At 69.6% G+C, this 12768-nt stretch carries 9 protein-coding genes; 5 read left to right on the forward strand and 4 right to left on the reverse strand.

The genetic code is table 11. The features are described 5' to 3' along the window. Positions 1-88 precede the first annotated feature (88 nt). The 4 genes from JK363_RS09345 to JK363_RS09360 all read left to right on the forward strand — a co-directional run bounded on the left by JK363_RS09345 (position 89) and on the right by JK363_RS09360 (position 5019). Positions 89-1711 (forward strand): MFS transporter, encoded by a 1623-nt coding sequence (locus JK363_RS09345; RefSeq protein WP_201873799.1) that lies wholly within the window; start codon positions 89-91, stop codon positions 1709-1711. After that, complete coding sequence (locus tag JK363_RS09350; RefSeq protein WP_201873800.1) at positions 1711-2355, forward strand: TetR/AcrR family transcriptional regulator; 645 nt, start codon at positions 1711-1713, stop codon at positions 2353-2355. Before JK363_RS09345 ends, JK363_RS09350 begins: the two co-directional genes overlap by 1 nt. Positions 2356-2626: 271 nt before the next feature. Further along, the gene (locus tag JK363_RS09355) at positions 2627-3652 is read left to right on the forward strand and encodes an endonuclease/exonuclease/phosphatase family protein (protein WP_201873802.1); all 1026 of its coding nucleotides are present in this window, start codon (positions 2627-2629) and stop codon (positions 3650-3652) included. Between the two features lie 161 nt (positions 3653-3813). Beyond that, the gene (locus tag JK363_RS09360) at positions 3814-5019 is read left to right on the forward strand and encodes an MFS transporter (RefSeq protein ID WP_201873803.1); all 1206 of its coding nucleotides are present in this window, start codon (positions 3814-3816) and stop codon (positions 5017-5019) included. 178 nt (positions 5020-5197) lie between these two features. Here JK363_RS09360 and JK363_RS09365 read toward each other — a convergent pair whose 3' ends face one another. Next, positions 5198-6958 (reverse strand): NAD+ synthase, encoded by a 1761-nt coding sequence (locus JK363_RS09365; RefSeq protein WP_201873804.1) that lies wholly within the window; start codon positions 6956-6958, stop codon positions 5198-5200. Positions 6959-7111: 153 nt separating this feature from the next. Further along, positions 7112-8833, reverse strand: a complete 1722-nt coding sequence (locus JK363_RS09370; RefSeq protein WP_201873806.1) for a multicopper oxidase family protein — start codon at positions 8831-8833, stop codon at positions 7112-7114. Positions 8834-9353: 520 nt separating this feature from the next. Here JK363_RS09370 and glnA2 point away from each other — a divergent pair. Continuing rightward, positions 9354-10715, forward strand: a complete 1362-nt coding sequence (gene glnA2 / locus JK363_RS09375) for a gamma-glutamylpolyamine synthetase GlnA2 (protein WP_201873808.1) — start codon at positions 9354-9356, stop codon at positions 10713-10715. A gap of 75 nt (positions 10716-10790) precedes the next feature. Here glnA2 and JK363_RS09380 read toward each other — a convergent pair whose 3' ends face one another. After that, positions 10791-12053, reverse strand: a complete 1263-nt coding sequence (locus JK363_RS09380) for a tyrosine-type recombinase/integrase (RefSeq protein ID WP_201873809.1) — start codon at positions 12051-12053, stop codon at positions 10791-10793. A gap of 90 nt (positions 12054-12143) precedes the next feature. Continuing rightward, positions 12144-12383 carry a helix-turn-helix transcriptional regulator gene (locus tag JK363_RS09385; RefSeq protein WP_201873810.1) on the reverse strand — a complete coding sequence of 80 codons (240 nt, stop codon included), beginning with the start codon at positions 12381-12383 and terminating at the stop codon, positions 12144-12146. Positions 12384-12768: the final 385 nt, after the last annotated feature.

Genomic DNA, 12768 nt, shown 5'->3' on the forward strand with positions numbered 1-12768 from the left:
CTCTGGCACCCCCTTCGTTGGCCAAAGCATCGCAAAGAGTTTTCAATACGAGACGGTTCCGTATCGCAATGCTCCTAGCCTGAGCCGCATGGCACGTTCTCCCCGCACCCAGGGCGCCCCCGACGGGCCCGGCGTCCCCGAGGCGATCCACCGCAGACGCTGGGCGATCCTCGTCGTCCTGATGTTCAGCGTCCTGGTCGTCGTCCTCGACAACTCCATACTCAACGTGGCGATGAAGACCATCGCCACGCCCGAACCCACCGGCCTCGGCGCCACCCAGTCCGAGCTGGAGTGGGCGATCAACTCCTACACCCTGGTCTTCGCCGGGCTGCTGTTCACCGCCGGTCTCCTCGGCGACCGGATGGGCCGTAAGAAGGTGCTGCTCGGCGGCATGGCGGTGTTCGGCATCGGCTCGGTGCTCGCCGCCTTCTCCGGCTCGCCCGGTGAGCTCATCGGCTTCCGCGCGCTGATGGGCCTGGGTGCCGCCTTCGTGATGCCCGCCACCCTCGCCATCCTGGTGAACGTCTTCGAGCGCGAGGAGCAGGCCAAGGCGATCGGCATCTGGGTCGCCGCGGTCGGCCTCGCCATCGCCATCGGGCCGATCACCGGCGGACTGCTGCTCGAGCACTTCTGGTGGGGCTCGGTCTTCTTCGTCAATGTCCCCATCGTCGTCGTCGGGCTCATCGCGATGGTGCTGCTGGTGCCCGATTCCAAGGACCCCAGCCCCGGCCGGCTGGACCCGCTGGGCGTGGTGCTCTCCGTCATCGGCCTGGTCCTGCTGGTCTACGGCATCATCAAGGGCGGCCAGCTCGCCGACTTCACCGATGCGCAGGTGCTGGGCACGATCGGCGGCGGCCTCGCCGTGCTCACCGTGTTTGTGCTGCACGAGAAGCGCATCGACCATCCGTCCATCGACGTCGGCTACTTCCGCAAGCCCGCTTTCTCGGCCGCCATCGCCGCCATCGCCCTGGTCTTCTTCGCCCTCATGGGCGTCACCTTCTTCATGGTCTTCTACATCCAGAGCGTGCGCGGCCACAGCGCCCTGGAGGCCGGGCTGCTGATCCTGCCGCTGGCCATCGCCCAGCTGCTCTTCGCGCCCCGCGCCCGGCTGGTCGTCGAGCGGTTCGGCGCCCGCGCGGTGTGCACCGGCGGCATGCTGCTGGTGGCCGCCGCCATGACCGGGTTCCTGCTGCTGGACGTGGACAGCCCGATGTGGATCCTCGAGGTGCTGTTCTTCGCCCAGGGCGCCGGAATGGCGCACATCATGCCGCCGGTCACCACCTCGATCATGCAGACGCTGCCCCGCGAGAAGGCCGGTTCCGGCTCGGCGCTCAACAACACCTTCCGGCAGGTGGGCGGTGCGCTCGGGGTCGCCGTGCTCGGCTCGGTGCTCTCCACCACCTACCGCGAGGGCGTCCAGGACACGCTGGACGCCGTACCCGGGCTGCCGGACTCCGTACGGCACTCCGCGGGCGAATCCGTCGAGGCCACCCTCGGCCTCGCCGAGCGGCTGGGCCCCAAGGGGCAGGCGCTGATCGGCCCGGCCCAGGACTCCTTCGTGCACGCCATGCACATCACCGCGCTCGGCTCGGCCGCCGTCGCCCTGTTCGGCGCGCTGGTCGTACTAGCCTTTCTGCCCGGTAAGGACAGCGGCGACCAGGTGCCCGGGGGTGGTCGGCCGCGGGAACGGGCGGAGGCGGGGGCAACCTGATGAGCGATGTGGCCGATATGACGGATATGGGCGATCGGACCGATCTCGGCTGTGCCGCCGCCAAGGTCCGCGGGCGGCCGCGCAGCCCCGCCGCCGACGCCGCGATCATCGAGGCCGCGCTGCGGCTGCTGGAGGAGGGCGCCACGGTCGACGGGCTGTCCATCGAGCGGATCGCGCGCGAGGCGGGCGTCGGCAAGGCCACCGTCTACCGCCGCTGGCCCGGCAAGGACGCCCTGATGCTCGAGGTGCTGCGGTCCCTGGAGGAGTCCGGTCCGGAACCGGCCGGGATCTCGGTCCGCGACGACATCGTCACCGTCCTCGAGTTCATGCGGCGACGCGGACTGGCCAAGCGCAACTCCGCCCTGCTGCGCAGTGTTGTCACCCAGATGCACGCCAACCGCGAGCTGTGGCGGGCCTACGAGGAGAACGTCATCGCGGCCCGGCGCGCTTCGCTGTACGAGGTGCTGCGGCGCGGTGTCGAGCGCGGTGAGATCCGCGGCGACGTGGATCTGGAGCTGCTGGGTGAGTTGTTCACCGGCCCGATGCTGACGCGCGCCATCCTGCACGAGTGGCGGGAGCTGCCGGAGGGCCTGGCTGAGCGGATCGTGGACACGGTCCTGGAAGGAGTGTCCCCGCGCGGGTAACCGCGGGTGAGGAGTGTCCCCGCGCGGGTAACCGGGAGTGAGGAGTGTCCCCGCGCGGGTGGCCGGGAGGGTGACGGCACGCGCGGGGGCCTTCGCGGCATATGTGTGCCTGTTGTGTCACAACAGGCCCTCTGACAACCGGACTCGGAACCCCCGCTCGTTCTCCACGCGTCCTCGACACGGGAACTCCCGATGACCACGTCGGGGAAAGCCCTGGTCATCGCCTATGGTCTTGCCCTAGGCGCGCAGTTGAGGCAGTGAGGGACAGCGAATGGCGCAGGCGTACACACAGGAGACGGGCCAGTCCGGGGGCGACCCTCAGCACTCCGGCTCCAGGGTCGCCCTTCTGCTCGACCGGCTCCGCAATGACCGCGGGATCTGGCGGCGCGGGCTGGTACTCGCGGGGATCGCCGTGCTGCTCGCGCTGGTGATGATCTTCCACGCGGAGATCCCCAACGACGTCGGCAACCTCGGCAGCCTGCTGGAGACCTTCCTGCCCTGGCTCGGTCTGCTCATCCCGGTACTGCTGGTGCTGGGGCTGGTCCGGCGGTCGGCCAGCGCCGTCCTCGCGCTGGTGCTGCCGGTCGCCGTCTGGCTGGACCTCTTCGGCGGGCTGATGTTCTTCGACAAGGCGGGCCACGGCGGCGATCTGTCCGTCGTCACCCACAACGTCAACGCGGACAACCGCGATCCGCAGGGCACCGCCGACACCCTGCGCACCTCGGGCGCGGATGTGGTGGCACTGGAGGAGCTCACCGGTGACGCGGTGCCGGTCTACCAACGGGCGCTGAAGAACACCTACCCGTACCACGCGGTGCGCGGCACGGTCGGCGTCTGGAGCAAGTACCGGCTGTCCGGCACCGAGCCGGTGGACATCAAGCTGGGCTGGACCCGGGCGCTGCGCACCACCGTTGCCGCGCCCCAGGGTGACGTCGGTGTGTATGTGGCCCATCTCCCCTCGGTGCGGGTGCGGTTCAACGCGGGCTTCACCGCGGGGCAGCGCGACGCCAGCGCCGCGGCGCTGGGCAAGGCCATCGAGAACGAGCGGCTGGACCGGGTGGTGCTGCTCGGCGATCTGAACGGCACGATGAACGACCGGGCGCTGGCCCCCGTCACCTCCCAGATGCGCTCCGCGCAGGGGGCCGCCGGTGACGGCTTCGGCTTCAGCTGGCCCGCCTCGTTCCCGATGGCGCGGATCGACCAGATCATGGTGCGCGGTCTTGACCCGGTCGGGGCGTCGACGATGAAGAAGACCGGGAGCGACCATCTGCCGGTGTCGGCCTCGCTCGACTTCTGACACCGGGGTCGTCGCACTGACCTCACCTGTTGACCGCACCTGTTCATCTCGGTGTCGCATCGGGGGAACAAACGGCGTGAGAGACTTTGTTCAGCGGGAGAACATATCCATGCCCGTAAGACGTCTCTCCGCCGTTTCTCCCTCGCTGTGAAAGGTCTCTCATGCCCCTGCCTCTGCTCGCGCTGGCTGTGAGCGCTTTTGGCATCGGCACCACCGAGTTCGTGATGATGGGCCTGCTGCCCAACGTCGCGGACGATCTGGGCACTTCCGTGCCCACCGCCGGATATCTGGTCTCCGCGTACGCCATCGGCGTTGTGGTGGGCGCCCCGCTGCTCACCGCCCTCGGCTCCCGCGTACCGCGCAAGCGGATGCTTGTGCTGCTCATGGCGCTCTTCACCGTCGGGAACCTCGCCTCCGCGCTCGCGCCCTCCTTCGGGTCGCTCATCGCGGGTCGGGTGCTCGCGGGGCTGCCGCACGGCGCCTTCTTCGGCGTCGGCGCGGTGGTCGCCGCCCGGCTGGTCGCCGAGGAACGGCGGGCCCGCGCGGTCGCCACCATGTTCCTGGGCCTGACCATCGCCAACATCGTCGGCGTTCCCGTGGCCACCCTGCTCGGCCAGCACCTGGGCTGGCGCGCGACCTTCCTGGTCGTCGCCGGGATCGGGGTCGTGGCCATGGCCGCCATCGCCCGGCTCGTCCCCCAGGTCCCTCTGGACCAGCACGGCGGGCTCCGCCAGGAGCTGGGCGCGCTCCGCGACCGTCAGGTGCTGCTCGGCCTGCTCACCGCCGTCTTCGGCTTCGCCGGGGTCTTCGCGGTCTACAGCTATCTCGCCTCGATGATGACCGAGGTCACCGGCTTCGCCGAGTCCTCCGTCACGGTTGTCCTCGCCCTCTTCGGCATCGGTATGACCCTGGGCGCCCTGGCCGCCGGTCCGCTCACCGACCGCGCGCTGCGGCCCACCCTGTACGGCTCGCTGGCGGCGCTCGCCGCGGTGCTCGTCCTGTTCGACGTCACCGTGCACCTGAAGTGGGCGGCCCTGGCCACGGTGGTGGTGCTGGGCGCGGTCGGCTTCATGACCACCACCCCGCTCCAGATGCTGGTCATGAACAAGGCGCGGTCGGCCCCCACGCTGGCCTCCGCCTCCAACCACTCCGCCTTCAACCTCGCCAACGCGGGCGGGGCGTGGCTGGGTGGTGTGGCCATCGCGGCAGGCTGGGGCTGGACCTCCCCCACCCTGGTCGGTGCGGCCCTCGCACTGGTCGGTCTGGCGATCGCGATCACCGCCGGTCTGCTCGACCGCGCCCCGGAGGAGCCCTCGCGGGTGGTGGCGTCGAGCGAGTCGATGCCACGGATGTCGGAAGTCGGCTGATCCATCGGCCGAGCGCGCGGACCGGACAGCCCCGCCGTACACCGTCGGCGTACGTGCCGCGTCCGGGGAGGATCACCCCGGGCAGTCCCAGCGCGCTCGTCCGGGCCCGAGCCCGGTGGCGCTCACCCTGCCCGGTCATGGGCGGTGCGGCGGCGTACGCGGGGGCTCGGGCGGAGTGTCAGGCGTGTTCGCGCCAGCGGTTGGTGATCGGCAGACGGCGGTCCTTGCCGAACCCCTTCGCGGAGATCTTCGTGCCCGGCGGGTACTGACGCCGCTTGTACTCCGCGGTGTCCACCAGCCGCAGCACCCGGGTGACCAGCTCGTTGTCGAAGCCCGCCGCGACGATCTCCTCCCGGCCCCGGTCCCGGTCGACATACAGCTCCAGGATCTGGTCCAGGACGTCGTAGTCCGGCAGTGAATCCGTGTCGACCTGGCCGGGCCGCAGCTCGGCGCTCGGCGGCTTGGTGATCGAGTTCTCGGGGATGGGCGGGGTCTGGCCCCGCTCTTCCGCCGCGCGATTCCGCCACTTCGCCAGGTGGAAGATGGACGTCTTGTAGACGTCCTTGATCGGCCCGTACGCCCCGACCGAGTCCCCGTAGAGCGTCGAATAGCCGCACGCCAGCTCGGACTTGTTGCCCGGCGCGAGCACGATGTGGCCCTCCTGGTTGGAGATGGCCATCAGCATCGTGCCGCGCAGCCGCGACTGGAGGTTCTCCTCGGCCAGCCCGCTGAGCCGGAGCGACCCCATATAGGCGTCGAACATCGGGGCGATGGGGACCGTGCGGAAGTGCAGCCCCGTGCGCCGCGCCAGCTCGGTGGCGTCGGCGACCGAGTGCTCGGAGGAGTAGCGGGACGGCATCGCCACGCCGTACACGTTCTGCGCCCCGACCGCGTCACAGGCGATGGCCGCGACCAGAGCCGAATCGATACCGCCGGACAGCCCGATCAGCACACTGCGGAAACCGTTCTTCGCGACATACGCACGCAGCCCCACCACCAGCGCGGTGTAGATCTCCTCGTCGTCGCCGAGCCGCTCGGCCTCGCCGCCCGCGAGCTCCGGCTCGCTCTCGTACGCCGGCAGCGGATCGGCGGAGAGGGTGAGGTGGTCGATGCGCAGTCCGTCGTCCACGACCCCCTCCGGGACCGAGTCCGGATCGGCGGTGGGCAGATCGAGGTCGACCAGCACACAGCCCTCGGCGAACTGCGGAGCGCGGGCGATCACCTCGCCGTCACGGCCCACGATGATCGAGTCACCGTCGAAGACCAGCTCGTCCTGGCCGCCGATCATCGCGAGGTAGGCGGTGGTGCAGCCCGCCTCCTGGGCCCGCTTGCGCACCAGGTCGAGGCGGGTGTCGTCCTTCTCGCGCTCATACGGCGAGGCGTTGATCGACAGCAGCAGCCCGGCCCCGGCCGTACGGGCGGCGGGCACCCGGCCGCCGTCCTGCCACAGGTCCTCGCAGATGGCGAGCGCAACATCGATGCCGTGGACCCGGACGACGGGCAGCGTCTCGCCGGGGACGAAGTAGCGGAACTCGTCGAAGACGCCGTAGTTCGGCAGATGGTGCTTGGCGAAGGTGAGGGCGACCCGGCCGCGGTGCAGTACGGCCCCCGCGTTCTGCGGGGCACCGGCGGGCTGGCCGAACCGCTCGGCCCGCTCGCCGCGGTCGAGATAGCCGACGACCACCGGCAGCTCGCCGAAGCCCTCGTCGTCCAGCCGGGCGGCGAGCGCGTGCAGCGCGGCACGCGAGGCTTCGACGAAGGAGGAGCGCAGCGCGAGGTCCTCGACCGGGTAGCCGGTCAGCGCCATCTCGGGGAACGCCACCAGGTGGGCGCCCTGCTCGGCGGAGTGCCGGGTCCAGTGGACTATCGACTCGGTGTTGCCGGAGAGGTCTCCGACGGTCGAGTCGATCTGGTTCAGAGCGAGGCGAAGTTGAGGCACGCGCCCAGTGTAATCGTCTGTCTGACGCGATGGCCGGGACTGTCTTCCTTCTCACGTCGCTCGGGCACGCTGCCCCGGCCCTCACGTCCGGGCCCCCGCGCCCGGCGGGTACCGGGGGCCCGGAGCCCGGATCGGGCCCCGGGCCGGGATGGCCTAGCGCTGATAGCCGAGGACGGTCATCATCCCCGACTCCGAGTGGTAGACGTTGTGGCAGTGGATCATCCACAGCCCCGGGTTGTCCGCGTCGAAGTCCACGCTCACCTTCGTATGCGGCAGCAGGATCGCGGTGTCCTTGCGCGCCCCGCCGTCCGGCAGCGCGAAGGTGTGGCCATGCAGATGGAACGGATGCCACATCGGGGTGTTGTTGATGAAGGTCATCCGGACCCGCTCGCCCTCCCGGACCGGATAGCGCTGCGCCGGGTCGTAGGGCTTGCCGTTGATCGACCAGTCGTAGTGGCGCGGCGATCCCGTGAACCGCATCCGGATCGTACGGTCCGGCTCGCGCGGGCTCAGCCGCACCTGTTCCGCCGCCTTCAGCCGGGCGGCCGTGAGCAGCTGTCCGTCGAGCTCCTTGGGGCGGGGGAAGTTCCGCGCCCCCTTGCCGCCGGTGCGCAGCACGGCCATCGTGGACCGCCCCTTGCCCTCGGCCAGGGCGGCGAACGGGAACACCCCGTCCTTGACCTCGACCAGTACGTCATAGCGCTCGCCCATGCCCACCAGCAGGGCGTCGGTCGTGACGGGCACGACCGGATAGCCGTCGGTGTGGGTGACGGTCATCTGGTGGCCGCCCAGGGCGACCCGGAAGGCCGTGTCACCGCCGGCGTTGATGATGCGGATGCGGATGCGGTCACCGGTCTTGGCGCGGAAGACCTGCGGGGACTGCGGGGTCCGGCCGTTGGTCAGGTAGTAGGGGTAGGCGATATCGCCGGCCAACCCGCCCAGCAGTGCGCTCCTGGCCCCGGTCAGCCTCCGGGACGGGGGATGGACCTTCCCCTTGCCCTTCGCCCCCTTGCCCTTCCCTCCCTTCGCCGTGCCTTTCCCCTTCCCCGCCGCCTTCGCCGTGGCCGTGGCCAGTGCGGCGTTCGCGGGCGCGGGGGGCACGGCCGAGCCGACGGGCGCGGGGATGCGCCGCGTCCCGCCGTGGCCCATCCCGTGGTTCATCCCCGCGCCCGTACCGCCGTTCAGCTCCTCGAGCACCAAGTCCGGCGTACTGCCACCCACCCCGTCGAGCCAGTCGTCGAGCACGATGACCCATTCCTTGTCGTACGACAGCGGCTCCTTCGGATCCTCGACGATCAGCGGCGCGTACAGCCCACGGTCCATCTGGACGCCGGCGTGCGGATGGATCCAGTAGGTGCCCGGGTGCGGCAGTGTGAAGCGGTAGTCGTAGGTTGCGCCGGTTCCGACCGGCCCCTGGGTGAGGCCCGGGACGCCGTCCATGTCGTTGCGCAGCCGGATGCCGTGCCAGTGCAGCGAGGTGGGCTGCGGCAGGTTGTTGGCGAGGGTGAGCGCGAGCGTGTCGCCCGCGGTGACCCGGATCTCCTGGCCCGGCAGCATGTCGCCGTACGCCCAGGACTTCACCGTACGGGCGCCGAGGTCGAGTGTGGTGGCCGTGGCGAGCAACTGGAACCGCCGGACCGGTCCCTGGCCCCGTACCCGCTCGGCGGCCCTGACCTCGGGGCCGTCGGGGGAGACGTACTCCGGCTGGGGCGCGGCGATGGCATCGCCGTCCTTGGCGGAGGTGTCCATGCCGTTGTCGTCCATGTCCGTGCCCATGGTGTCGGGCGGGACGGAGGGGCTACAGGCGCTGAGCAGACCGCTGCCCGCGGCGGCGATTCCCGCGCCGAGCACGGCGCGGCGAGAGTGTGCGTGCATGAGAGAGGACCCCAATGCTGGTGTGGTGATGTGCGCAGGGGAGGGCCGCGCGCCCGCCGTGCCCCGCGTGGGGGACGGGGCGGACGCGCCGCTCTATGCGCAGCGGCACCAGCGGGGAGCCGGACAAACCGACGGAGGGAACGGCAGGAACAGGGGGAACAGGCGGAACGGGCGGCCGCTGGACGGCGCGGCGCGGCGGTCGGCCGTGGCCGACGGTCACCCTCCGCTGTCCGTGCACCGGTACCTCCATCCGATCGTCCCCGTTGTCCCGATTTTCCGATATCCGATGATCGTGATATTCGGCACCTTACCCCCAAGGGGTATCGCATCCCCGAAGGCGCCGCCGGGGCGCGGAACGGTCGGGTCCGTCGCGGCACGCTGGAAAGTACGATGCACACACGTGGTGCGGGGCGCGGAGAGCGGAGGAAACCTCACCGAAATCCCGCCGCGTGATACTGGGGCCGCGACAGGTGCTCCGCGCCCGCCGAAAGAGCCGCTTGACCTGCAAGGATTGGGGACCATGGATAAGCAGCAGGAGTTCGTGCTCCGGACGCTCGAAGAGCGCGACATCCGGTTCGTGCGGCTGTGGTTCACCGACGTGCTCGGCTTCCTCAAGTCCGTCGCCGTCGCACCCGCCGAGCTCGAGGGCGCCTTCGACGAGGGCATCGGCTTCGATGGCTCCGCGATCGAGGGGTTCGCCCGCGTCTACGAGTCCGACATGATCGCCAAGCCGGATCCCGGCACCTTCCAGATCCTGCCCTGGCGCGCCGAGGCCCCCGGGACCGCCCGGATGTTCTGCGACATCCTGATGCCGGACGGCTCCCCGTCGTTCGCCGACCCGCGCTATGTCCTCAAGCGCATCCTCGCCAAGACCTCCGATCTCGGCTTCACCTTCTACACCCACCCCGAGATCGAGTTCTTCCTGCTCAATCAGAAGCCGGTGGACGGCAGCCGCCCGGTGCCCGCCGACTCCTCCGGCTACTTCGACCACACCCCGCAGAACATCGGCATGGACTTCCGCCGTCAGGCCATCACCATGCTCGAATCGATGGGCATCTCGGTCGAGTTCTCCCACCACGAGGGCGCCCCCGGCCAGCAGGAGATCGACCTGCGCTACGCCGACGCGCTCTCCACCGCCGACAACATCATGACGTTCCGTCTGGTCATGAAGCAGGTGGCGCTGGAGCAGGGCGTCCAGGCCACCTTCATGCCGAAGCCGTTCTCGGAGTTCCCCGGCTCCGGTATGCACACGCATCTCTCCCTCTTCGAGGGCGACCGGAACGCCTTCTACGAGTCGGGCGCGGAGTTCCAGCTCTCCAAGGTCGGCCGGTCCTTCATCGCCGGTCTGCTCCGCCACGCGGGGGAGATCTCCGCGGTGACCAACCAGTGGGTCAACTCCTACAAGCGCATCTGGGGCGGCTCCCAGCGCACCGCGGGCGCCGGCGGCGAGGCCCCCTCGTACATCTGCTGGGGCCACAACAACCGCTCCGCGCTGGTCCGGGTCCCCCTCTACAAGCCCGGCAAGACCGGCTCCACCCGCGTCGAGGTCCGCTCCCTGGACTCCGGCGCCAACCCCTACCTCGCCTACGCCGTCCTGCTCGCCTCGGGCCTGAAGGGCATCGAGGGCGGCTACGAACTCCCGGCCGGCGCCGACGACGACGTCTGGGCCCTTTCCGACGCCGAGCGCCGCTCCCTCGGCATCGAGCCCCTCCCGCAGAACCTCGGCGAGGCCATCACCCTGATGGAGCGCAGCGAGCTGGTCGCGGAGACCCTGGGCGAGCATGTCTTCGACTTCTTCCTGCGCAACAAGAAGCAGGAGTGGGAGGAGTACCGCTCGGAGGTCACGCCGTTCGAGCTGCGGAAGAATCTGCCGGTGCTGTAAGCGCAGGTCAGCAGGCATTCTCCACTGAGTCGATGATCCGGGCCAGCGTTGTCGCGACGCTGGCCCGGAGTCGTCTCATCCCTCCTGGGCCGTCTGTGGGCCGTCCGGCGCGGATTTGGCCGCCTCATAAAGCCGGTCCACGGCCTTCCGGGTACGCCCCTCGCTCCTGGGCATCAGGTGCGTGTACGTCCGGAGCGTGAACCCGGGATCGCTGTGCCCAAGGTAGCCGCTCAGTGCCTTGATGTTCTCCCCGGCGTCCAGCAGGACCGACGCGTAGAAGTGCCGCAGGGCGTGCATGCCATGTTCGCGGGCTGCCTCGTGCCGCTCACCCTTCTCCGGCTCGGGGATCACCCCGGCCGCGACGAGTGCGGGCTTCCACACCCGAGTGTTGAAGTCGGTCCGGCGGACCGCTCCGCCTCCTGCGAGGGAGAACAGCAGCCGCTTGGTGACGGGCGGGCCGTCCGGCCGCAGCCACGGGAGCGTCACCTCAACTGGCGGGAAGTACTTCCGATGCTCCTTGAGCACGTGACCGATGCGCTCCGGTAGGGGCACGTCACGCTCCTTGTTGCGCTTCGGCGGAGCGAGGACCAGGTGCCCATTGACCACCTTCACCTGATAGGCGACGTGCAGCCATCCCGCTTCGTAGTTCACTTCGTCACCAGGCAGGCCGAAGATTTCGCCCTGCCTGAGACCACAGCCGCCCCCGATGTCGACCATTGCCTGATAGCGCTTGGGGAGCGCGTCCCGTACAGCGAAGACGCGTTCCGTGGACCAGGGCCGTACGCGTGGGGCGCCTCGCTCGGGCGCCCGGACCGATCGGGCCTTGCACGGATTCTTGAGCAGTAGCTTGTCATCCACGGCGGCGTTCAGGACAGACGAGACGTTCGCGAAGATCACTCGGCGGTACGACGATGCCGGTACCGCACGCTCCAGCTCGGCCAGCCACTCTCGGATGTGCTCGGGCTGGAACGAGTCCAGCGGGCGTGAGCCGATGTAGGGGAAGGCATGAAGCCTGAGCTGCACCTTCACCGGAACCCGCGTGTTCATATCGGTGGTCTGTGCTGCGAGCCACTTCTCGCCATACTCGCGGAACGTGATGCGTCCGGCACGCGGGTCGATGTATTGGCCGCGCGACATGTCGGCCTCGATGTGGGCTAGCCACTGGTCGGCGAGCCGCTTCTGTTTGTCGGGGAAGGACTTGCTCTTCTCGGTGCCGTCGGGGCCGATGTAGCGGGCGCGGTAGCGCATGCCGGTGCCGTGGCGGTCGGTCTTGATGCGGCGGGGTTTGCCGGGGCCGGGTTCTGTCTTGTACCAGCGGTCTTGGATATGACCTGCCATGGAGGCTGTGATCCCTTCTCGCGTGCATGAGGGCGGGGCGGGAACGTGTGGCCCCGCCTCGCGGCGTGGGTGGTTGGGCTGTGTCTGTGGTCAGGCAGCGGCCGAAGCTGCCTTGCGCTCCCGGACGTAGCGATAGACGTCGGCCGGGTCGTAGCGCAGGTGCTTGCCGATGCGGAAGCCCGGCGGCCCGAGGCGCTTCTTGCGCCACTGGTAGACGGTTTCCTTGGGCACCTCGAAGATCTCGGCTATGTCGCCGGGGGTGAGGTAGCGGTCCGGCAATCCGGCGCGGAGCGTGGCGCGTGGGTCCGGCTGTTCACGTGCGGTGCTCATGAGGTGTCCTCCGTGCGCGGGCGAAGGGTCCTGTTTCGGAGGTCGGCGCCTGTCCGAGGTTCGGATTTCTGCGTCATCGCGTCACGCACGTCATTTGCGGTTCTGACCTGCGGTTATGCGGTGACGCGGGCAGCTCGGGGCGTGTCACAGGGTGGGGCGGGGTTCTGTCACCCGTGACGCGGGTGACGCGGGATGACGCAGGTTTGGCTGTCTGCGTCACCGCTGTAGCCGCTGGTCAGGAACCGCTTTCGGGTGGCTGGTGACGTGGGTGACGCGGGGTCTCTTCTCTTAGGAAAAAGAAGAGGGGGTGGTGTCTGTGGTGGGGCGGTGCCCCAGGACGTGAAGAAGGAGCCGCTTCGCGGCGCGTCCTCAGGCGGCGGCAAGC

The sequence above is a fragment of the Streptomyces coffeae genome, from assembly GCF_016741875.1.
GTDB classification, from domain to species: Bacteria; Actinomycetota; Actinomycetes; order Streptomycetales; family Streptomycetaceae; genus Streptomyces; species Streptomyces coffeae.